General features: G+C 64.0%; 22 protein-coding genes and 1 pseudogene. 14 read left to right on the top strand and 9 right to left on the bottom strand.

Features of this window, described 5'->3' with window-relative positions:
- Window positions 1-43: 43 nt before the first annotated feature.
- Window positions 44-514 (bottom strand): annotated as a pseudogene (locus ACWHY3_RS16920) (MFS transporter); the annotation flags it as partial.
- Between the two features lie 186 nt (window positions 515-700).
- Between ACWHY3_RS16920 and ACWHY3_RS16915 the strand changes: the two are divergent.
- The 4 genes from ACWHY3_RS16915 (at window position 701) to ACWHY3_RS16900 (ending at window position 3,323) form a co-directional block, all read left to right on the top strand.
- Window positions 701-1,261, top strand: coding sequence for a TetR/AcrR family transcriptional regulator (locus ACWHY3_RS16915; protein ID WP_087718585.1), 561 nt, complete (start codon window positions 701-703; stop codon window positions 1,259-1,261).
- 398 nt (window positions 1,262-1,659) lie between these two features.
- Window positions 1,660-2,241 carry a manganese efflux pump MntP gene (gene mntP / locus ACWHY3_RS16910; protein WP_303853655.1) on the top strand — a complete coding sequence of 194 codons (582 nt, stop codon included), beginning with the start codon at window positions 1,660-1,662 and terminating at the stop codon, window positions 2,239-2,241.
- A 100-nt stretch (window positions 2,242-2,341) separates the two neighbouring features.
- The gene (gene arfA, locus ACWHY3_RS16905; RefSeq protein WP_087718583.1) at window positions 2,342-2,494 is read left to right on the top strand and encodes an alternative ribosome rescue factor ArfA; all 153 of its coding nucleotides are present in this window, start codon (window positions 2,342-2,344) and stop codon (window positions 2,492-2,494) included.
- A 217-nt stretch (window positions 2,495-2,711) separates the two neighbouring features.
- Complete coding sequence (locus ACWHY3_RS16900; protein ID WP_448127060.1) at window positions 2,712-3,323, top strand: cyclodeaminase/cyclohydrolase family protein; 612 nt, start codon at window positions 2,712-2,714, stop codon at window positions 3,321-3,323.
- A 31-nt stretch (window positions 3,324-3,354) separates the two neighbouring features.
- Here ACWHY3_RS16900 and ACWHY3_RS16895 read toward each other — a convergent pair whose 3' ends face one another.
- The 3 genes from ACWHY3_RS16895 to rhtA form a co-directional block, all read right to left on the bottom strand.
- A complete protein-coding gene (locus tag ACWHY3_RS16895) occupies window positions 3,355-3,960 on the bottom strand; it encodes a LysE family translocator (protein WP_087718581.1) in 606 nt (201 codons plus the stop codon).
- Between the two features lie 117 nt (window positions 3,961-4,077).
- Window positions 4,078-4,914 carry an AraC family transcriptional regulator gene (locus ACWHY3_RS16890; RefSeq protein ID WP_087718580.1) on the bottom strand — a complete coding sequence of 279 codons (837 nt, stop codon included), beginning with the start codon at window positions 4,912-4,914 and terminating at the stop codon, window positions 4,078-4,080.
- Between the two features lie 119 nt (window positions 4,915-5,033).
- Window positions 5,034-5,927, bottom strand: a complete 894-nt coding sequence (rhtA, locus tag ACWHY3_RS16885) for a threonine/homoserine exporter RhtA (RefSeq protein ID WP_448127059.1) — start codon at window positions 5,925-5,927, stop codon at window positions 5,034-5,036.
- Here rhtA and ACWHY3_RS16880 point away from each other — a divergent pair.
- Together ACWHY3_RS16880 and ampC are read left to right on the top strand one after the other, a co-directional pair.
- Window positions 5,926-6,597: a helix-turn-helix domain-containing protein gene (locus ACWHY3_RS16880; protein ID WP_448127058.1), complete on the top strand. Its 672-nt coding sequence runs from the start codon at window positions 5,926-5,928 to the stop codon at window positions 6,595-6,597. The two genes, rhtA and ACWHY3_RS16880, sit on opposite strands and share 2 nt — an antisense overlap.
- A 142-nt stretch (window positions 6,598-6,739) precedes the next feature.
- A complete protein-coding gene (ampC, locus tag ACWHY3_RS16875; RefSeq protein ID WP_448127057.1) occupies window positions 6,740-7,927 on the top strand; it encodes a class C beta-lactamase in 1,188 nt (395 codons plus the stop codon).
- 117 nt (window positions 7,928-8,044) lie between these two features.
- Here ampC and mqo read toward each other — a convergent pair whose 3' ends face one another.
- Window positions 8,045-9,649, bottom strand: a complete 1,605-nt coding sequence (mqo, locus tag ACWHY3_RS16870) for a malate dehydrogenase (quinone) (RefSeq protein WP_087718577.1) — start codon at window positions 9,647-9,649, stop codon at window positions 8,045-8,047.
- Window positions 9,650-9,948: 299 nt separating this feature from the next.
- On the opposite strand from mqo, the gene ACWHY3_RS16865 reads away from it, so the two are divergent.
- From ACWHY3_RS16865 to ACWHY3_RS16845, 5 genes are all read left to right on the top strand, one after another.
- Window positions 9,949-10,473 (top strand): DUF6438 domain-containing protein, encoded by a 525-nt coding sequence (locus ACWHY3_RS16865; RefSeq protein WP_087718576.1) that lies wholly within the window; start codon window positions 9,949-9,951, stop codon window positions 10,471-10,473.
- A 134-nt stretch (window positions 10,474-10,607) separates the two neighbouring features.
- Window positions 10,608-10,781: a hypothetical protein gene (locus ACWHY3_RS16860; RefSeq protein WP_157957066.1), complete on the top strand. Its 174-nt coding sequence runs from the start codon at window positions 10,608-10,610 to the stop codon at window positions 10,779-10,781.
- A gap of 187 nt (window positions 10,782-10,968) precedes the next feature.
- Window positions 10,969-11,505 (top strand): gamma carbonic anhydrase family protein, encoded by a 537-nt coding sequence (locus ACWHY3_RS16855; RefSeq protein WP_332779657.1) that lies wholly within the window; start codon window positions 10,969-10,971, stop codon window positions 11,503-11,505.
- A 181-nt stretch (window positions 11,506-11,686) separates the two neighbouring features.
- Entirely contained in the window at window positions 11,687-12,013 is a 327-nt protein-coding gene (locus ACWHY3_RS16850) for a thioredoxin family protein (protein ID WP_332779656.1), read from the top strand.
- 51 nt (window positions 12,014-12,064) lie between these two features.
- Window positions 12,065-12,997: a DUF808 domain-containing protein gene (locus ACWHY3_RS16845; protein ID WP_448127056.1), complete on the top strand. Its 933-nt coding sequence runs from the start codon at window positions 12,065-12,067 to the stop codon at window positions 12,995-12,997.
- A gap of 65 nt (window positions 12,998-13,062) precedes the next feature.
- Here the strand turns inward: ACWHY3_RS16845 and ACWHY3_RS16840 are convergent, their stop codons facing one another.
- Complete coding sequence (locus ACWHY3_RS16840; RefSeq protein WP_448127055.1) at window positions 13,063-13,638, bottom strand: gamma-glutamylcyclotransferase; 576 nt, start codon at window positions 13,636-13,638, stop codon at window positions 13,063-13,065.
- 207 nt (window positions 13,639-13,845) lie between these two features.
- On the opposite strand from ACWHY3_RS16840, the gene ACWHY3_RS16835 reads away from it, so the two are divergent.
- A complete protein-coding gene (locus ACWHY3_RS16835) occupies window positions 13,846-14,496 on the top strand; it encodes a hypothetical protein (protein ID WP_448127054.1) in 651 nt (216 codons plus the stop codon).
- A gap of 4 nt (window positions 14,497-14,500) precedes the next feature.
- On the opposite strand, the gene ACWHY3_RS16830 is transcribed toward ACWHY3_RS16835, so the two are convergent.
- From ACWHY3_RS16830 to ACWHY3_RS16820, 3 genes are all read right to left on the bottom strand, one after another.
- Window positions 14,501-14,773 (bottom strand): hypothetical protein, encoded by a 273-nt coding sequence (locus ACWHY3_RS16830; RefSeq protein WP_071230896.1) that lies wholly within the window; start codon window positions 14,771-14,773, stop codon window positions 14,501-14,503.
- A gap of 96 nt (window positions 14,774-14,869) precedes the next feature.
- Window positions 14,870-16,168 carry a uracil-xanthine permease family protein gene (locus ACWHY3_RS16825; protein ID WP_448128173.1) on the bottom strand — a complete coding sequence of 433 codons (1,299 nt, stop codon included), beginning with the start codon at window positions 16,166-16,168 and terminating at the stop codon, window positions 14,870-14,872.
- A gap of 193 nt (window positions 16,169-16,361) precedes the next feature.
- Complete coding sequence (locus ACWHY3_RS16820; RefSeq protein WP_448127053.1) at window positions 16,362-16,856, bottom strand: YkvA family protein; 495 nt, start codon at window positions 16,854-16,856, stop codon at window positions 16,362-16,364.
- A 256-nt stretch (window positions 16,857-17,112) separates the two neighbouring features.
- On the opposite strand from ACWHY3_RS16820, the gene ACWHY3_RS16815 reads away from it, so the two are divergent.
- Both ACWHY3_RS16815 and ACWHY3_RS16810 read left to right on the top strand, forming a co-directional pair.
- Window positions 17,113-18,411, top strand: coding sequence for a Zn-dependent hydrolase (locus tag ACWHY3_RS16815; RefSeq protein WP_448127052.1), 1,299 nt, complete (start codon window positions 17,113-17,115; stop codon window positions 18,409-18,411).
- A complete protein-coding gene (locus tag ACWHY3_RS16810) occupies window positions 18,408-19,826 on the top strand; it encodes an amidase (protein ID WP_303853747.1) in 1,419 nt (472 codons plus the stop codon). The genes ACWHY3_RS16815 and ACWHY3_RS16810 overlap by 4 nt, the downstream gene beginning before the upstream one ends.
- Window positions 19,827-19,831 lie beyond the last annotated feature (5 nt).

Here is a 19,831-nt window from a genome sequence, read left to right as displayed (position 1 = left end):
GCCGCGGTGTCACGCTCTCCGGAATCCGCTTGAGCCATAGTCCCATCACGACGAGCATCACGATCAATATCAGGTAGACCAGACGCATCGGTGCCGGTGCGTAAGCCACCAGCACGCCGGCAAACAGCGCCCCGATCCCCATGCCCGATAGCGGCGCGATGCTCGCCAGCACCGGGCCGCGGTTGTGGTCGCTGTCGAGCATCGCCGCTGCCAGCGCGCTGGTCACGATTCCGGTGGCCACCCCTTGCAGGATCCGGGCTGCCAGCACCCATGCCAGCCCGTCGGCAGCCAGGAACAGCGCCAGCGACAGGAGTTCGCCCACGATCGCCATGGCGACGACCGGCCGTCGGCCGATGTAGTCGGACAAGGAACCGGTGGTCAGCAATGCCAGCAGCAGCGCGAACACGTAACTGGCGAACACCAGCGTCAGCCAGGTGGTCGAGAAGTGCCAGGTCGTCTGGTAGAGCTGATACAGCGGCGTGGGTGCGCTGGAGGCCGCAAGAAACGTCACCATCAAAACTGCGTAATAGACCAGCGAACCGAGACGAGGAGACGGATAGACATTGGTCTTGGGCGCAGACGCGGGCGGTGACATCGAGGAATCCATTAATGCTAAAATTTTGCGTTAGTGGAGTCTGAGCCTAGTCGATTCATAAAGCAAATATTTTGCGTTTGCCTCTCTTTCGTGTAGTGGATAGCCATGCCGATCAAAGAAGCCGTCAGACCGGGCGGCCGCAGCGCCCGAGTACAGGAAGCCGTTCATCAGGCCGTTCGCGAACTGCAGGCCGTGACGCCACGCGACGAACTGACGGTGCCCCGAATCGCGGAGCGAGCCGGTGTCACGCCATCGACGATCTATCGCCGCTGGGGCAACCTTTCGGAGCTGGTTGCCGATGTCTCCGTGGAGCGGATGCGTCCCGACGACGATCCCGTGGATACCGGCGCGCTGGCCGGCGATCTGCAGGTCTGGGGCGAGCAGTATCTTGAGGAGATGACCTCGGTGCCGGGGCAGCGCGCGCTCAACGACGTCATGGCCAGTGCCGACGGCGGGCGCCGGGAGCGTTGCTATCGCTACAGCGAGTCGCTCATGGGCACGCTGCGAGAGCGGGCCCTGGCGCGCGGCGAAGGGGCGCCATCGGTAGTGCAGCTCATCGACGGCATCATCGCGCCGATGACTTACCGGCTGCTTTACGATCCGGAAGCAGCGACGGTCGACAATCTGCGGCGATGGATCGCCGGCACGTTGACGAACGAAAAGTGAGTCGACACCGAGACGAGCCATCATGGCATCCCCGGGCCCTGGCTCGTAGTTGTCCGGTTGCGACAGCGGCGAGCCTGAACTGTCGAATTGGCAACCCGGCGATCAAAGTCCAACCCGCGTTAACTTGATTAACGTCAACGACACGAATTAACCGTGGTGAATTTTCTCTTTAAATTCAATCATTTATTGATATCTGGCGGGGAGGCGTCTATAGTCTGATTCCTCCTTGGGGAGTAGCCGATCACCGCCGATCAGACGTCGGTGGTGATGTTCGTGTCAACATGCTCGGCCGATGCCGTGGCACGAACGCCGGATCCGGTTGGCGAGACCATGGACATTTCGCAGTGCAGAGTCGGGTGCGGCGAATGTCATGGTGATACCACCGGCTGGATAAGATCATGAACCCTGCTTCTCTCGTCATACTCGCCTTTGCCATGTCGACCGATGCGTTTGCCGCGTCGATCGGCAAGGGTGCTGCTCTCAGACGTACTCGCTTCCCCGAAGCGCTTCGTATCGGCGTCATCTTCGGCACGGTCGAAGCGATCACGCCGGTCATTGGTTGGGCCATCGGGCTGGCGGCGACTCGCTTCGTCTCCGAGTGGGATCACTGGATCGCGTTCGTGCTGCTGGGCGCGCTCGGTGCCCACATGATCTGGGAAGGGTTCAAGCCCGTCGAGCCAGAGGCGAACGACGAGAAGACGCCGGAGCGAAAGTCGGTCTGGCTGCTCGCCGTCACGGCCCTGGCGACCAGTATCGATGCCATGGCGGTGGGGGTGACGCTGGCATTCGCCGACGTGAATATCGTGGCGGCGGCGGTGGCGATCGGGCTGGCGACGACGCTGATGGTCACCATCGGCATCATGCTTGGCCGTGCGATCGGCTCGCTGATCGGCAAGCGCGCCGAAATCGCAGGTGGCGTGGTGCTGATCGCCATCGGCATCACGGTCGTCTACGAACATCTGTTCGCCCACATGGGTTGAAGCGCCGCTTTCCGACCCATACCTTCCTGCCACGGCCGCATGACTATGCGGTCGTTTGGTATCTGATACTTCGACATTCTCCCGCTATTCAGGAGCCGATATGAAACCGCATCCCATCCGGGACAACGCGCTCAAGGCGGCGTTGCGCTCGCCTCAATTCCGCCAGCAGCAACAGAAGCCCAAGAAAGGCAAAGGCAGCTATTCGCGCAAGGGGCGCGCGCCTCGGGGAGGACACCATCGCCAAGCGGCCTGAGGCAATTTCGGTCCCGGGCTGTTTCGCCATGGTGTCTTCCCCTATCCCATTTTCTGCTGCTATCTCTCCGTCCTCTTCATCTTCATCTTCATCTGCTACCGCTCCTTCCGCTTCCTCTCCGTCCGCTCTCTCCCGGCTCGTATTCGCCTCCTCTTGATTTGCCACGCTTCGTCTGGCGGCGTCTATGCTGAGACATCGATCCTCTCCGGGAGTCCCCATGTCGACCTCGTCTTCGCTCTGGCAGAGCTCGCTTGCCGATTTTCAGCACGCCGTCGAAACGCGCTCCACCCCGGGTTGTGGCGCCGCCGCGGCGCTGAATGGATGCCTAGGGTTGTCGTTGGTTCTCAAGGGGGTGCGGTTGCATCGCGGCGAATCCGACCGCGACCTTCACCGCCGGCTGGTTGCCGAGGGCGATGCGCTTCATGACGCGTTGGCCAGCGCCGTGGATGACGATGCCGCGGCGTTTGCCGATTATCTCGACGCGCAGCATCTGCCACATGACACCGGTGCCGAGGCGAACCGGCGTGATTCGGCGTTGCGCGAGGCCCGCGACGCCTCGATCCGGATTCCGCTGGCTGCCGCCGAGCGGTGTCGTGACGGGCTGGCGCTGGCGGTCGAGGCGTTGCCTCTGACACCCAAGGCGATGCGCAGCGATACCCTGGCCGGCGCCACGATGCTCAGGGCGGCCCTGGAGGCGTTGTTGATCGGCGCGGAGGCCAACCTGGAAGCGCTGGCCGACCAGACGTCGCGCCGAGAGCGGGAAGAGCGCTGCGATGCGCTTCGTGCCGACGCTCGCGGCCATTGTCGGCGGCTGGGCCTCGACGCCTGATCGTGCCCTCAGCCGCTATCGACGACGCGTTTCAGCCCGGCATCAGCACGCTCCACCACGCTACGCCCAGCAGCAGAAAAGCCAGCCCCCGGTTGAACCATTGCCATTGACGCGATGTGCGAAACAGCCGGCCGACACCGCTGCCCATCAGCGCCCAGCTCGCCAGACAGGGCACGGCGACGACACCGAAGATGAGTGCCAGCGCGGCGACGTGCGTCGTGCTGGCGTTGCCAGCGGCGAACACGCCGACGACCGAGAACGCCATCATCCAGGTCTTGGGATTGACCAGTTGCAAACCGGCAGCCTGCAGGGCGCCGAAGTGCGGCAGGCGGCCGGTTGCCACGCTCTCCAGCATCGGTGGCGGGCTGCGATAGAGCTTCCAGGCCAGCCAGCTCAGCCAGGCGACGCCGACCATTGCCATGACGTGGCGCACGAGCGGATAGGCCAGCAGGGTCTGCGCCAGACCGCCGCCGATGACCAGCACGATCATCGCGGCCGCCAGGCTGGCGCCGAATACCGCGGGTAGTGCGCGCTGCCAGCCCCGGCGCGCGCCTTGCGTCAGGATCAACAGGTTGGTCGGCCCCGGCGTGATCGAGGCGACGAAGGCGAAAAGGGTGAAGGGCAACCAGGACGACATGGACAACTCCTCGAAAGTCGGGAGCGTCACTATGACGTCGGCGGGCGTTGGCGTCTGGAAGGTTTGAGCAGCCGTGCGGCACGAGCGGGCTGAACGACTCGACCCCGTGAGCCAGCGTCAGCGCGATGGCCGGCAACGACGGCGATAGTCGGCCGGCGTCAAACCGTAGGCGCGGCGAAACCAGCGGCCCAGATGGCTCTGGTCGGCGAACCCCAGTTGGCTGGCCACGATGGCGGGTGACTCACCGGTGGCGAGACGCTGGCGGGCCTGGGCCAGGCGCAGCTGGACCAGATAGGCATGCGGCGCCAGGCCGAAGGCGGCCTTGAAGGCGCGGGTCAGGCGGAAGCGGTCGACGCCGCACTGTTCGGCGAGGGTCTGCAGACCGATATCGTCACCGCTGTGAGCATGAAGGTACGCCTGGGCACGTCGCGCCACGCGGGGCAGGCGCGGGTCGTCGTCACGGTGTCGCTGGCGCCAGCCCAGGTGCGGAAGCATGCCCTGCAGCAACGTATCGAGCGCGGCATCGCGCTGGAGTCGCGTGCCCGGCCCGCGCAACGTGGCGAACGCGTTGGCGACGGCGGCGATCAACGGCGCATCGTCGACCAGGGTCGCGGCGAAGCCCGGCTCCCCCGAGGCGAGGCCCGGCGTGCCGAACTGGCGCAGTTCGCGCTGCAGCCAGGCTGCGTCGAGATAGAGCATGGAGTAGGTGAAGCCGCCGCTGGCCGGTGCGTGTCCGTCATGGATCTCCCCCGGCTCGACGAAGAAGAGGCGGCCCGGTGTGCTGTCGTGTCGCGAGTGCCGGCAGTGGAACTGCTGCACGCCCTGTTCGGTGAAGCCGACCAGATAGCTGTCGTGCCAGTGCGGATCGTAGGCGTGGCCCTCGAAATGGGCGCGGATCGTCTCGATGCCCGTATCGCCATCCTGTTGCAGGTCGATCCAGTTCGTCGATGTCATGCTGCCTCCCGCGCCACGGCCGATGCGGTATGCCGTCTCGATCCGTCAGCATGCCAGCACGAGAGAGGCTTGTCTGGAACGTTCGTGCAGTCAGCCCTTCGGGCCTTTTCCGAAGCGCCTCAGTCCGGCACCGGCGTTTCGAAGGTGTCGCGTCGGCGTACCGTCAGCGTGGTGCCGATCGAGGCGACGATGATCAGACCGATGGCCAGCCACTGCAGCCCGCTCAGGAGCTGGCTCAGGAACAGCAGGCCGGAGAGCGCCCCGATTGCCGGTTCCAGACTCATCAGGGTGCCGAAGGTCTGGGTCGGCAGGCGCGGCATGGCGATCATCTCCAGCGTATAGGGCAGGGCCGTGGAGAGCACGGCGACGGCGAGCGCCAGCGGGAGGACATCCGGGGCGAAAATCGCCGGGCCGACGTCGATCAGGCCGACGGGGGCGATGACGACGGCGGCGATGGTGATGCCCAGCGTGGCGCTCTGGGCACCGTTGATCGAGCCCGCCTTCTGGCCGAACAGGATATACAGCGCCCAGCAGACCCCGGCTCCCAGCGCGCAGGCCGCGCCGTAAGGGTCGATCGGGCCGTTGCTGTCATCGCCCAGTAGCAGGAGACACGTCAGGCCGAACACGGCGAATGCCACCCACAGCAGGTCCAGCCAGCGTCGCGAGGAGAGCAGCGCCACGGCGAGCGGCCCGGTGAACTCCAGCGCCACCGCGATCCCCAGCGGCACCGTCTGCAGCGCCTGGTAGAACAGCAGATTCATGATGCCGAGCGCGACGCCATAGACGAGCGTCGACTTCCAGGCGCGGCGGCTCAGCGGCTGGCGCCAGGGCCGCATCACGATCAGCAGGATCAGCGCGGCGAGAATCAGGCGAATCGAGGTCGTGCCGGTGGCGCCGATGACCGGGAACAGCGACTTGGCGATGGCGGCACCGCCCTGGATGGAACACATCGCCACGATCAGCATGGCCACCGGCCAGGCTCTGGCCACGAATTCACGCATGGCGACTGACATGACACCTCCTGAGGTCTGCGGCATGATGGCTCGCCAGACGTTGCCACTCGCCGAACCGGCGGCCGAGTGGCATTCGACGAGAGCCGCGATTGTACGGATGGGCAATATATTGCACAAGTCTAACGAGCGCCCCGACGTGCTGGTTCATGTGGCGACCAACGTCCGGCGGCTGCGTCAGGCCGCGGGGCTGAGTCAGCAGGCGCTGGCGGATCAGGCCGGGGTGAGCCGGCGCATGCTGGTCAATATCGAGAAGGGCGACGTCAATGTCAGTCTGAGCACGCTGGATCGCCTCGCCGAAGCGCTGGGCGTGCTGTTCTACGCGCTGGTCCAGCCGCCGGACAGCGAGGATTCGGCGCGCATCGACGAAGTCGCCTGGGTAGGAAAGCACCCCGCGAGTCGCGCCCGGCTGCTGGCGAGCAAGCCGGCGCGGCAGGAGGTCGAGCTGTGGTCCTGGTCGCTGGAGTCGGGAGACAGCTACGAATCGGCCGCCGACGACTCCGGCTGGCACGAGATGCTGGTGGTGATCGAGGGCACGCTGACCCTGGAGCTGGACGATCGCTGCGTGACGATCGAGGCCGGCGACTTCCATGTCTACCCCAGCGACCAGTCCTACCGCTACCGCAATGAAGGGCCGGGTCGGCTGCGCTTCATCCGTAACGTGGTGCACTGAACGGCCAGCGCACAGACCGTGGAGGGTGCCGCTTTAGTGGGGCTGGCGGTTCCGGTTCCTGGCCTTTTCACGCATGATTGGCGGCACCGTTTTCCGCGCCCGACGATGCCGTCGGCACACACTGCAGAGGATCGAAACCGTCATGAAACGAATCGCGTTAGGGGTGTCGTTGCTGCTGCTGGGTTCGTCGACCGCCGTATCGGCGCAGAGCGAAGGTGCGGACATCGGTGAAGCCATCGATCCGATCATCGAGTCGTTGATGCAAGAGCAAAGTATTCCCGGTATGGCGGTGGCGGTGGTTCGCCCGCAGGGGGCGCGGATTCTGAACTACGGCGTCGCCGACCGTGACGACGGCACACCGGTCGATGGCGACACCCTGTTCGAGATCGGCTCGCTCAGCAAGACGTTCACCGCCACGCTGGCATCACTCGCCGCCGTCGAGGGCAGGCTCGACCTCGAGGCGCCGGTCAGCCGTTATCTGCCCGAGCTCGAGGGCAGCGCCTTCGACGAGATCTCCGGACGCAATCTTGGCACGCACACCACCGGCGGGCTGCCGCTGTTCGTGCCCGACGAGGTGACGGACCGCGACTCGCTGATGGCCTGGTATCGCCAGTGGCAGCCCACCGAGCCGATCGGCGAAAGCCGCACCTACTCCAACCTGGGCATCGGGCTGCTGGGGCTGGAAGCCGCCGCGAGTCTCGATCAGGCGTTCGTGCCGGCGGTGCAGGCTCGCGTGCTGGAACCACTCGGACTGGCGCATACTTTCTACGACGTTCCCGACGCGCAGATGGCGCATTACGCCATGGGCGAGGACAAGCAGGGCCAGCCCGTTCGCGTGTCGCCCGGTGTGCTCGACGACGAGGCCTACGGCATCAAGACCACCGCCGGCGATCTGGCTCGGTTGGTGCAGGCCAATCTCGGTCTGCTCGAGATCGACGATGATCTGCAGCGAGCGATCGATGCTACGCGCCACGGTCATGTCCAGGTCGGCGAGATGACCCAGGATCTGATCTGGGAGCAGTATCCGCTACCCGTTTCGCTCGATACGCTGCTGGCGGGCAACGGTTACGACATGATCCTGAAGCCCAACAAGGCCGAGGCGATCGAGCCATCTCAGTCGTCGCAAGTTCAGGCGCCGCGGGACGACGTCTGGGTCAACAAGACCGGCTCCACCAACGGCTTCGGCGGTTACGTGGTCCTCGTGCCCGGCAAACAGGTCGGATTGGTCATGCTGGCCAACCGCAACTATCCCAACGAGGCGCGAGTGAAGGCGGCCTACGAGATGCTGTCGAAACTCGATGTGATCGACGCCAGCAGCGCCGTGGAATAGCCAGTCTCGGGATGTGGGGGCGAGCCGCCGCAACGGAAACTCAGGTCTGCCAACGTAAACCGCCCGCCTCGGCTTGGCCGAGGCGGGCGGTCGTCGCTTACGGAGACGCGATCCGGATCAGCTGCCGCTGGTTTCCGGCTCCGAGGTCGAGGCGGGTGTCGTGGTCAGGTCCGGCTCGCTCAGCTCCAGCAGCTCGCGTGACATGGCGCGCACATCGTAGAGCAGCTGCGGATTATCGGCCAGTGCCTTGCCGTAGGAAGGTATCATCGCCTTCAGCTTGGTCTGCCACTTGTCGCTGGCTACCTGCTCGGGAAAGACTTTCTCGAGCAGCGCGAGCATGATCGACGGTGCCGTCGAGGCGCCGGGCGATGCGCCCAGCAGCGCGGCGATGGAGCCTTCCGCACCGGTGACCAGTTCGGTGCCGAACTGGAGCGTGCCGCCCTTGCCTTCGATGTCCTTGATCGTCTGCACCCGCTGTCCGGCGGTCCACAGCTTCCAGTCTTCGCGGTTGGCTTCCGGGTAATAGTGCTGGAGCTCCTTGAACTGGCCGCTTTCGGACATTCGCAGCTGGCTGATCAGATACCGCACCAGATCCATGTTGTTGATGCCGACCTTGGTCATCGGCCACAGATTGTTGGGCGTGATCGAGCGCATCAGATCGGTCCAGGAACCGTTCTTGAGGAACTTGCTCGAGAAGGTGGCGAACGGCCCGAACATGATTGCCGGGGTGCCATCGAGAATGCGCTTGTCGATGTGCGGTACCGACATCGGCGGCGAACCGGCGGGCGCCAGACCGTAGACCTTGGCGTCGTGCTTGGCGACGATTTCCGGATTGGTGGTGAAGAGGAACTGACCGCCGACCGGAAAACCACCGTACTGCCGGGCTTCCGGAATGCCGGATTTCTGCAGCAGCGTCAGAGCCGCACCGCCCGCGCCGATGAACACGAAGCGTGCGTTGACGGTGCGCTCGTTGCCACCGTCGCTGGTGTTGGCCACGGTGACTTTCCAGGTGCCGTCCACGTTGCGCTTCAGATCCCGCACCTGGGTGTTGACGGACAGGTGGAAATTGTCGCGGCGGGCCAGCGCGTTCATCATCTGGCGGGTGATCTCACCGAAGTTGACCTCGGTGCCGATCGGCATCCGCGTCGCGGCGACGGGCTCGCTGGTATCGCGCCCGGTCATGACCAGCGGTATCCACTCCGAGATCTTCTGGGGGTCGTCGGAATATTCCATACCGGCGTAGAGCGGGTTCTGGCGCATCGCCTCGAAGCGGGTCTTCAAGAACGAGACGCGCTCGCCACTCCAGACGAAGCTCAGGTGCGGTACGGTATTGATGAAGGAGCGCGGATTGGCCAGTACGCCTTCGCGAACCTGGCTCGCCCAGAACTGACGCGAAACCTCGAACTGCTCGGTGATCTTGACGGCGCGCTGAATGTCCACGCTGCCATCGGGCTGAGGCGAGGTGTAATTCATCTCGGCGAAGGCCGAGTGGCCGGTGCCAGCGTTGTTCCAGACGTTGGAGCTCTCTTCGGCTGCCTTGTCCAGACGCTCGTAGAGGTGAATGGTCCAATCGGGCTGCAGTGACTGGAGCAGGGTTCCCAGGGTGGCACTCATGGTGCCTCCGCCGATGAGGACGACGTCGACGTCTTGGGTGTCGCCGGATTCGGCTCCAGACTGGGTCTGCAGGCTAGAACAGAAGGTCATGCCGTGACGCAATTTCATGAAGGTTCTCTGTCTGATGGATACGGACAGGCGCGAACGCGACTAGGACGACAGTTTAATGAGGTCGTGGCGTTAGTGCCATGATTATGACGGCCCAGGGTTGGCGGCGAACGTAGTGTGAAGTTCTTTTTTAAATTACAAATCAATGCTTTATCTTTAAATTACGGAATTTTTACAACATTGAGAGGAGCGCGGGATGAATCTGTATCCAGGCGTCTGGACGCTGGCGGACCCGGAGACGGCGCTAGCCGGAGCTTGTCGACCGGGCTTCACATCATCGAACCTCGAGGAAAAATGACATGACACGACAAGCAGCACGCTATCTGAGTGTGGCGATCACGATTCTTCTGCTCGCCGGATGCACCCAGTCTCGAACACTGCCGGACGGTGAAACGGCAGGTAGCCAGCCGGCCGGGAGTGGTCAGGCCGTGACTGATATTCGTTACCAGGTCGGTCCCTGTCACGGTACGTGCCCGGTTTACAGTGTCGAAATCAGCGAAGACGGCACGACGCGCTTCACCGGGGAGCGATTCACGGCTGTCGATGGCGAGCGCGTACGCGTCAATGATCCCGAGCGATTCACGCGGATCGAGAGGCGGCTCGCCCCGTGGCAGCCAACGATGGGAACGACGATCGACACGCCGGATTGTGGCCCGCGCGCGACGGACCTGTCTCATTACACGGTGACGTGGACGAGCCGCGATGGAGAAACGGCGACCCTCGAGCATGACAGTGGCTGCCATTCGGCGGAGGCTCGTCGGTTGACGGAGCAGCTTCGCGCTCTGCCGCAAACGTTGGACATCGAGCCCTGGATCGAACGCTGACCGACCAACGGGGAACGGCGAAGCACCAGAGATGCTACGACCATTCAGTGCTTGACGTGCGGACATTCGTTTAGCATGCTAATTAGGCGTCGCGACAAAACGTCGCAGGACGTGCCATTACCGAAGGAGTGGTCATGAAAGCGTTCAATAAACTGTTTTCGATGTTGGCCGCCATCGTCGTCTCCGCCGTGTTGCCGTTTTCCATGGCCGCGGAGAGCGAAGCCAGCCAGCACCAGAGTTCCTACAGCGGCACCAGCGTCAATTCCTCCGTGGTCAGCGAGGACAAGCAGGACGACGAGTCGGCCTGAATCCCCATGTGCGAGATGCAAATGACGATGAGGCCCCGATGTCGACACGATATCGGGGCCTCGTCGTCTGCGTGGGCAGTAACGTTTATCGTTGTAGCTCAGGGTCGAATCTCTGGGCCTAAAGTCGGCTGGCAGTCGATGCCGCCGCAGGCGAGGATGAAGTCATCTTTCAGCCGGAGTCATGCCCATGCCTGTCTATGCCTATTTCGATGCGGTGCCGAATCTGCCGGACAGGGGGCGCTCCTGGGTCGCGCCTAGTGCTCACGTCATCGGGCAGGTCGAACTGGGAGAGGACGTGGGCGTCTGGTTCAACGTAGTGATCCGTGGCGACAATGACCGGATCCTGATCGGCGAGGGCAGCAATATTCAGGAAGGCTGCATGCTGCATACCGATCCCGGCTTCATGCTGCGTGTCGGCCGTGGCTGCACTATCGGCCATCACGCCATTCTTCACGGCTGCACCCTGGGCGACAACACACTGATCGGCATGGGAGCGACCGTGCTCAACGGCGCGCAGATCGGCAATAATTGCTTGGTCGGCGCCAACGCGCTGGTGACCGAAGGCAAGTCTTTCCCCGACAATTCACTGATCGTGGGCGCGCCGGCAAAGGCGGTGCGCACACTGGACGACAAGGCAATCGAGGGGCTGAAGGCCTCGGCAGCGCATTACGTCGAACGCTGGCAAGCCTTCTCTCGAGGTTTGAAACCGCTCGACATCGATTGACATTCGAGGCCTGTCCAGCCCCTGATCCAACCCGATAAACCTATTCCGCTTTCCTGCTTCTTCCCGAATATCGGCATGAACCTTCGTCATCGGCGAGGGTTTTGTCATTTGCGACTATCTTTGTATTCAACACGGCTAGCTTGTGTTCAATGCGGCGAGAAAACGGTTTCAGGAGACTGCCATGACGAGCCAGTACACGACCGACGAACCCGCCCGGGAGGCGCTGTACGACATCGCCGGGCCCGCCGTGATCGAATTCGGCGCGCCCTGGTGCCCCTGGTGTCAGGCAGCTCAGCCGCTGATCGCCGAAGCGTTCGAAGGCGCGCAGGAGCTACCGTACTTCAGGATCGAGGATGGCAAGGGCCGGCCGCTGGGGCGGGCCTTCCGGGTCAAGCTCTGGCCGACGCTGATCTTTCTGCGTGACGGCGAGGAGGTCGCGCGCTGTGTCCGGCCGGAGTCGGCGGCGCCCTTGAAGCAGGCGCTGGCGAAAGTCGTCACGCCATCGTGAGAATTTCCGCTACGCTTGGCGCATTCCTGATTCACCGATAGAGGACTCTTCGTGGCCGCAGGCAGTCTACTGACACTACTCGACGATATCGCCACGTTGCTCGACGACGTTTCCCTCATGACCAAGGTGGCTGCCAAGAAGACGGCGGGCGTGCTGGGTGACGATCTGGCGCTCAATGCCCAGCAGGTCACCGGCGTTCGCGCCAGTCGCGAGCTGCCGATCGTGTGGGCCGTGGCGAAAGGATCGCTGCGCAACAAGCTGATTCTGGTGCCGGCGGCGCTTCTGATCAGCGTGATCGCTCCCTGGCTGATCACCCCGCTGCTGATGCTGGGCGGCGCGTTTCTCTGTTACGAAGGCGCGGAAAAGCTGGCCCACAAGTTTCTGCACGGTGGCGCCGAGGCAAGCAAGGAAGACGTCCGCGCCGCCGCGAAACTGAAGTCGAAGGAAGAGCGGCTGGCGTTCGAGAAGGACAAGATCAAGGGCGCCGTGCGAACCGACTTCATCCTCTCGGCGGAAATCATCGCCATTACGCTGGGCTCGGTGGCCAGCGCCAGTTTCACCCAGCAGGTCGTGGTCCTGGCGATCATCGCCGTCGCCATTACCGCGGCGGTTTACGGCCTGGTGGCCGGCATCGTCAAGCTCGACGATCTCGGCGTCCATCTCACCGAACGCTCGGCGAACTTCGCCCAGTCGATCGGTCGCGGGATTCTGTGGGCGGCGCCCTATCTGATGAAGCTGCTGTCGATCGTCGGCACCATCGCGATGTTTCTGGTCGGCGGCAGTATTCTGACGCATGGCGTTCCCTTCATTCACCATGCCATCGAGAATTTCGCCGAAGTGCCGGCCGATATTCCCGGCGTGGGCGCGATCATCCAGCCGTTGACGCCCATGTTGCTCAACTTCGCTTGCGGCCTGGTGGCGGGGGCGATAGTGCTCGGCGTGGTGCAACTGCTCAAGAAGCTTCGGTCCGGCAGCGGCCACTGACAAGGCAAAGCGCTGCGTGCGAGAAGCGGGCGAACTCACGAATCAACCCATGATCAGCTCATGGATCAACCCGCGAGCAGGGCGCGCTCCAGGGCGAAGACATGGGCGTCCTCGAATCCCAGCTCGCGCAACGCGGCCGCCAGATTGAGCAGATAGTCGCGGTTGGGGCCGCTCGGGCCGTGAGACGTGGCGATCTGGCGCGCGATCTCGGCTTCCGAAGCCGGACCGAGATAGGCGGCGTTATCCTCTCCCGCCAAGTACACCACGCCCTCGACTCGGCTGACATGATCCGAGGGCGAGTCCTCGAAGGTCATCTCTGTCACGACGCGCAGATAGCCATTCTTCTCACGGATATCCAGCGGTTCGAACACGCGGGGAGAGATGCGATAGGCCATGCCGTGGCAGATCGCATCGGCATCCGGCGTAAGCGTCACGACCCGCCCCGGCGCTTCCGGCGTGCCACGATGATCGTGGGAGCCTTGCCAGAAGCGCCGCGTCCAGCCGCGAATCGAGGCCGGGCGGCGTTCCAGGTAGTCGAAGTCCGCCTTCCAGATCAGCGAACCGTAGCCGAAAAGCCATACCGATTCGTGATCGTCGAAGTAGGTCATCCGGCGATTGTGGGCAGTGGTATCGAAAGACATGGGGCTCCGGTGTTGAAGACTGGCGAACGGGCGTGTGCCGCGGCGGGGGAATAATATGCGGTGGCGAGTGTTCGATCTCAAGGCCGGCGGGGCGCGCGTTTTCCGTCACCCGTCGTGGCGGTTCCCGCCGATTTGACAGTTGACCCGGCGATGCCATGTTGAAGTTCCAACATCATTGAAACTCCGTCATCGCTTTCGGGAGTCACCATGGCCAGTCAAAAACGGATCATCGCGGCACTGATGCAGCGTCATGGACGCACCTTCGCCAGCGAACTGGGGATCGACCTGCACAAGAACACGCCGTCGCCACTGTTTCGCCTGCTCTGCTATTCGCTGCTGACCAGTGCGCCGATCAGTGCCGATCTGGCGATGCGTGGCGCCAGGGCGATGGCCAAGGCCGGCTGGACGACGCCGCAGAAACTGCAGGCGAGCGACTGGGAAACCCGAGCGCGGGTACTCAACGAGTCCGGCTACGCGCGCGTCGACGAAAAGACCGCCACGCAACTGGCGGAAATGAACGCCGCGCTGCTGGAGACCTACGGTGGCGACCTGCGCAAGTTGCGCGAAGCGGCGGAAGGTAGCCCCAAGGCGTTGCGGAAACGGCTCAAGGCCTTCAAGGGAATCGGCGGCACCGGCGCCGATATCTTTCTGCGCGAGATCCAGCTGGTGTGGGACGAATGCTACCCCTATGCCGACAAGGCCGCGCTCTCCGCGGCCGAAAAACTGGGGCTCAAGGCCGATGCCGATAAGCTCGCCGACAAGGTATCCCGCGAGGATTACCCCAGGCTGATGGCCGCGCTGGTGCGCTGCAAGCTGGAGAAGGATGTCCAGGGCGTGCGGGACGCGGCCAAGGGCTGAGCGCCTACCACTGGCGCTTCGGGTCGCTCAGCCACTTGCCCACCGGCCCGATGCCGTCCGTACACCAGGGCTCGCTCAGCCGGGTGATGAAAAAGCGGGGCTGCTTGCCGAACGCCCGGTTCAACCGCGAACGCAGAAACTCGATCGGGTCGGTCGACTCGATCAGCCAGGTCGTGCGAAACAGCGGGATGGATTCGAACCGTCCGAGCATCGACTCCAGGCGATGGCTATCCATTCTTCCCAGCGGTCTGTCGAAGGTCAGGCAGTAAATGCCCATGGCATGCTCCTTGCTGCCGAATTAGCCAACCTTCAGCGTAGACCGATCGGCGACGGCTTGTCCTTGTCCCCGATCGAATCCGTTGGTCATGAGCGCTCAGGATACAGGGTCATCCGCCGTTGCCGCTTCGCCGGCGGCCTTTGGCAGGATCAGGTTGAGGATGATCGATGCCAGCGCCCCGGGGATCAGGCCCGATTCCAGTAGTACGCCGATCTGCTGAGACGCGCCTTCGTAGAGCCCGCTCTGGGCCGGCAGGCCAATCGCCAGTGCCAGGGAGATACCGACGATCAGCATGTTGCGCTTGTTGAAGGCAGCGTGGGAGAGCATCTTGACGCCGGCACTGGCGATCATCCCGAACATGATGATCACCGCGCCGCCCAGCACCGCCGCCGGGATCGCCGACACCAGCGCGCCCAGCTTGGGGATCAGGCCCGCCAGCACCAGAAACCCGCCGCCGATGGCGACCACGAAACGGCTGGCGACGCCGGTCAGCGCGACCAGCCCGACGTTCTGGCTGAAGCTGATCTGCGGGAAGGCGCCGAATAGCGCGGCGAAGCTGCTGGAAAGACCATCGGCCATCACACCACCGGAAAGCTCGCGTTTGGTGGCCTCGCGCTCGGCGCCGCCGATTGCGGTGCCGGAAATGTCGCCGATCGATTCGGCGCAGGTCACTACCGCCATCAGCGCGATGGCCATGATCGCCGCCGGATCGAAGCTGAGACCCATCTGCAAGGGCAGCGGCAGCTGGAACCAGCTGGCATCGGCGACCTTGGAAAAGTCGAGCAGGCCGAACGGCGCCGCCGCCACGCAGCCGACGAGGATGCCGATCAGCACGGCGGCTTCCGACAGAAATCCGCGACAGAACTGGTGGAACGCCACGGTGACGACGAAGACCAGCGCGGCCAGCAACAGATGATGCGGCGCCCCGAAGTCCTCGGCACCGACGCCGCCGCCGACATAGGCGAAGCCCACCGGTAGCAGCAGAATGCCGATCAGCAGCACGAAGGTGCCCGAAACCACGGGCGGGAAGAACACGCTCAAACGCTTGTAGAAGACGCCCACCACGGCCATCGCCAGCCCACCGATTAGTGCGCCGCCGAAGACCGCCGGCAGCCCTTGGCTGGCGGCGATCGGAATCATCACCGGCACGAAGCCGAAGCTGGTGCCCATGACGATCGGCAGGCGCGCGCCCAGCGGGCCGATACCCAGCGTCTGGACCAGCGTGGCGATCCCCGCCACGAACATCGCCATCTGTACCAGGAAGACGGTATCCGCCCCCGAAAGGCCCGCCGCGCCGGCGATGATCAGCGGTACGGCGGCATTGCTGACGAACATCGCCAAAACATGTTGTATACCAAGTGGAACCGCCTTTCGGAGTGGCGGGAAGTAGTCGATATCGCGTAGCCGACTATCGTTTTCGTTGACGTGAAGGCGGCATTCTTCCTCGGAATGACGGCTTGCCGTGGTGGTGTCCTGATTCATCGAATACTCCAGAGTCCGTTGTTGTTGTCTACCTTTGTCTAACTACTCTAGAGCGTTTTTGTGTACAAAAAAACCGGTAAAGCGAAAGGCGAGGACGGTGCCGGCTTCAGATCCCGTTGTCCTCCGGCCACCAGCGCGCCAGGACGGATTCTGCCTGTCGCTTGATGTCTTCATCGATATAGATCGACACGGCCACCAGCGCGGCGGCCAGTACGCTGGCGTCATCGGTATAGCCGACGCCGGCGACGAAGTCGGGGATCGCATCCAGCGGCGAGATGAAATAGCCGAGCGCCCCAATGATCGTCGACTTTGCCCAGAGAGGAACATCGGGCCGCTTGAGCACGAAGTAGAGCTGCAGCGCTTTCAGTGCCACCTCGCGCCCGGCCCGCTTGCCGAAGCGGGTCAGCTTGCGCCAGAAGTGCTCGTCGCTGTAGGCGTCGTGATGGGCGTTTTCGTTCTGAAGGCCGAGGTCGCCTTCCGGCAGGTGAATGGTATCGTCGTGGACGATGTCGCCGGCAGGGCCGGACGTTCGAGCGCGAGAGGCCCGGGCTCGAGAAAACGGGTCACGGCTAAACAGTGGATCACGGGTAAACAGGGGCATGATGGTGCTCCGTCGTGGCGGGCAATCGCTACAGTCTAGTCAGCACGTCGGCGGGGGCACAACGCTGGCCAGGGCGATCCGCTGACAGTAACGGCGATACCGGTGATCTGGATCCTGATGACATGCTAATGTTGAATCTAACGTCGACTGTCGACACTTCTCGCGTTCACGGCTGGCGCTTTCGGGGTGCGATTATCTGCCCGGAAGCCTGGCATCGAACCAGGCGGATCCACTCCAACATAACAAGGATAACGACATGACTTCGGCTCTTTCAGATCAAGACCCTTCACGACGCATAAGCCCAGCGCCACATTCTACGCAATCACTCGACGTCGACGGCGAACGGCTGTGGCAGACGCTGATGGAGCTGGCCGAGATCGGCGGCACGCCCAGGGGCGGCTGCAACCGGCAGGCGCTGACCGAGCTCGACCGGCAGGGGCGTGAACTGCTGATTCGCTGGTGTGAAGCCGAAGGCCTCGAAGTGCGCTTCGATGCCATTGGCAACATCTTCGCCCGGCGCGCCGGGCGCGATGATAGCGCCGACCCGATCGTCATCGGCAGTCATATCGACACCCAGCCCACCGGCGGCAAGTATGACGGCTGTTTCGGCGTGCTGGCAGCGCTGGAAGTCATCCGCACGCTGAACGCCGGCGGCATCGAGACCGAGCGGCCGATCGAGCTGGTCTCCTGGACCAACGAGGAGGGCTGCCGCTTCGCGCCCTGCATGATGGGCTCCGGCGTCTTCGCCGGGCAGGTGACACTGGAAGACGCGTTGTCGCGTACCGACGCCGATGGCGTCACCGCTGGCGAGGCGCTCTCGGCGATCGGCTACGTTGGCGACAATACCGCTTGCCCGACGCGCTTTGCCGGCTATCTCGAGGCGCATATCGAGCAGGGGCCGATTCTCGAGGATACCGGCGACACCATCGGTGTGGTGACCGGGGCGCTGGGCCTGAAGTGGTTCGACGTCACGATCACCGGCATGGCCGCCCACTCCGGTTCCACGCCGATGCATCTGCGCCAGGATGCGCTGCTCGGCGCCACCCGGATCGTCGAGGCGGTCAATCGGATCGCCCAGTCGCATCAGCCCGACGGGCGAGGCACCGTGGGGGCCTTCCAGCTATTGCCCAACTCCCGCAACGTGATTCCCGGCCAGGTCACTCTCAGCGTCGATTTTCGCCATAGCGAGAGCGGGGTGCTCGAGACCATGGTGGCCGAGTTCCGGCGAGCGCTGGACGAAATCGTCGGCGACAGCGCCCTCGGCATCGACGTCACGCCGACGGCGGACTATCCGCCCCAGCACTTTCATCCCGACTGCATCGCAGCGGTGCGACAGGGTGCGCTGGCAGGCGGCTATGCTCATCGCGACATCGTCAGCGGTGCCGGGCATGACGCGGTATTCATTGGCGACATCGCACCGGCCGCGATGATCTTCATCCCGTGCGAGAAAGGCATCAGCCACAACGAAGCCGAGTACGCGACGCCGGAGGACATCACTGCCGGCGCCAACGTGCTGCTGCACGCAACGCTGAGTCTGGCCGGGGTGGGTGAATGAGTCCCGATATCCAGGCGACCAGGCTCGCCGAGCTGACGGCGCACGAGGCGTTGGCCCTATTCGAGCGCGGCGAGCTCTCGCCGCTGGAGCTGACCCGAGACTGCCTGGCACGAATCGAGCGTCACAACCCGGTCGTCAACGCGTTTTGTCATGTCGATACCGAGGGTGCCCTGAACGCGGCACGAGCATCCGAACAGCGCTGGCGGCGAGGCGAGCCTGTGGGGCCGCTGGATGGCGTACCCGGCACGATCAAGGATCTGACCCTGACCGCCGGCATGCCGACGCGCAAGGGCTCGACCACCACGCCGGCGGAGGGCCCTTGGGAGATCGATGCACCGTTGACTGCCCATATGCGCAAGGCTGGTGCGGTGCTGCTGGGCAAGACCACCACGCCTGAATTCGGCTGGAAAGGTGTCACCGACAACCCGCTCTACGGGGTGACGCGCAACCCCTGGAATCCCGAGCTCACGGCCGGGGGGTCTTCCGGGGGCGCCGGCGCTGCGGCCGCGCTCAACCTGGGCATGCTGCATCAGGGCAGTGATGCTGGCGGCTCGATCCGCATTCCCTGCGGATTTACCGGCACCTTCGGCATCAAGCCGACCTTCGGCTGGATTCCGCAATGGCCGGCCAGCGCCATGAGCACGCTCTCACACCTGGGACCGATGACCCGCACCGCCACCGATAGTTCGCTGATGCTCTCGGTCATCGCCCGGCCCGACGCCAGGGATGGCTACGCCGGCACCGCCTGTCCGATCGATTGGCTGGCGACCGGACCACGGAACCTAGAAGGCATGCGTATCGCCTACAGTCGCGATCTGGGCTATGTCGCGGTGGCGCCGGACATCCTGCGCGTCGTTGACGCCGCAGTCGAACGGCTCAAATCGCTGGGGGCCGAGGTGGTCGAGATCGATCCCGGCTTCGACTCGCCCAAGGCGACCTTCGATACGCTCTGGCACGCCGGTGCCTCGCGCCTGCTGGACGGGCTGAACGACGCCCAGCGGGACGCGCTCGATCCCGGTCTGCGTGCCATCGCCGAGCATGGCAAGACGCTCACGCTGACCGATTATCTCGTCGCTCGCGAAGCGCGAACGGCGCTCACGGCCCACATGGCCGAATTCCACCGCGAGTTCGATCTGCTGGTGACGCCGACCTTGCCGCTCTCGCCCTTCGCCGCCGGTCACGACGTGCCGCCAGGCAGCGGCTACGTCGACTGGGTCGACTGGACCCCGTTCAGCTACCCGTTCAACCTCACTCAGCAGCCCGCCGCATCGCTTCCCTGTGGCCTGGATGACCATGGCTTGCCGGTTGGCCTGCATCTGGTGGGGCCACGCTACCGCGATGACCGGGTGATGGCGGTGGCGCGACTGCTGGAGGCGCAGTTGCCGCGGCTGACGCCGCAGATGGCGAGAGAGTGAGTCAG

Source organism: Salinicola sp. NYA28a, from assembly GCF_976982775.1.
Note: the sequence above shows the minus strand (reverse complement) of the source record. Positions and strands in the feature narration are given on the sequence as shown.

Bases quoted from the DNA above. Each gene is read 5' to 3' on its own strand.
- ACWHY3_RS16915 (WP_087718585.1), top strand. From the start codon at position 701: ATGCCGATCAAAGAAGCCGTCAGACCGGGCGGCCGCAGCGCCCGAGTA.
- mntP (WP_303853655.1), top strand. From the start codon at position 1,660: ATGAACCCTGCTTCTCTCGTCATACTCGCCTTTGCCATGTCGACCGAT.
- arfA (WP_087718583.1), top strand. From the start codon at position 2,342: ATGAAACCGCATCCCATCCGGGACAACGCGCTCAAGGCGGCGTTGCGC.
- ACWHY3_RS16900 (WP_448127060.1), top strand. From the start codon at position 2,712: ATGTCGACCTCGTCTTCGCTCTGGCAGAGCTCGCTTGCCGATTTTCAG.
- ACWHY3_RS16895 (WP_087718581.1), bottom strand. From the start codon at position 3,960: ATGTCGTCCTGGTTGCCCTTCACCCTTTTCGCCTTCGTCGCCTCGATC.
- ACWHY3_RS16890 (WP_087718580.1), bottom strand. From the start codon at position 4,914: ATGACATCGACGAACTGGATCGACCTGCAACAGGATGGCGATACGGGC.
- ACWHY3_RS16880 (WP_448127058.1), top strand. From the start codon at position 5,926: ATGACACCTCCTGAGGTCTGCGGCATGATGGCTCGCCAGACGTTGCCA.
- rhtA (WP_448127059.1), bottom strand. From the start codon at position 5,927: ATGTCAGTCGCCATGCGTGAATTCGTGGCCAGAGCCTGGCCGGTGGCC.
- ampC (WP_448127057.1), top strand. From the start codon at position 6,740: ATGAAACGAATCGCGTTAGGGGTGTCGTTGCTGCTGCTGGGTTCGTCG.
- mqo (WP_087718577.1), bottom strand. From the start codon at position 9,649: ATGAAATTGCGTCACGGCATGACCTTCTGTTCTAGCCTGCAGACCCAG.
- ACWHY3_RS16865 (WP_087718576.1), top strand. From the start codon at position 9,949: ATGACACGACAAGCAGCACGCTATCTGAGTGTGGCGATCACGATTCTT.
- ACWHY3_RS16860 (WP_157957066.1), top strand. From the start codon at position 10,608: ATGAAAGCGTTCAATAAACTGTTTTCGATGTTGGCCGCCATCGTCGTC.
- ACWHY3_RS16855 (WP_332779657.1), top strand. From the start codon at position 10,969: ATGCCTGTCTATGCCTATTTCGATGCGGTGCCGAATCTGCCGGACAGG.
- ACWHY3_RS16850 (WP_332779656.1), top strand. From the start codon at position 11,687: ATGACGAGCCAGTACACGACCGACGAACCCGCCCGGGAGGCGCTGTAC.
- ACWHY3_RS16840 (WP_448127055.1), bottom strand. From the start codon at position 13,638: ATGTCTTTCGATACCACTGCCCACAATCGCCGGATGACCTACTTCGAC.
- ACWHY3_RS16835 (WP_448127054.1), top strand. From the start codon at position 13,846: ATGGCCAGTCAAAAACGGATCATCGCGGCACTGATGCAGCGTCATGGA.
- ACWHY3_RS16830 (WP_071230896.1), bottom strand. From the start codon at position 14,773: ATGGGCATTTACTGCCTGACCTTCGACAGACCGCTGGGAAGAATGGAT.
- ACWHY3_RS16820 (WP_448127053.1), bottom strand. From the start codon at position 16,856: ATGCCCCTGTTTACCCGTGATCCACTGTTTAGCCGTGACCCGTTTTCT.
- ACWHY3_RS16815 (WP_448127052.1), top strand. From the start codon at position 17,113: ATGACTTCGGCTCTTTCAGATCAAGACCCTTCACGACGCATAAGCCCA.
- ACWHY3_RS16810 (WP_303853747.1), top strand. From the start codon at position 18,408: ATGAGTCCCGATATCCAGGCGACCAGGCTCGCCGAGCTGACGGCGCAC.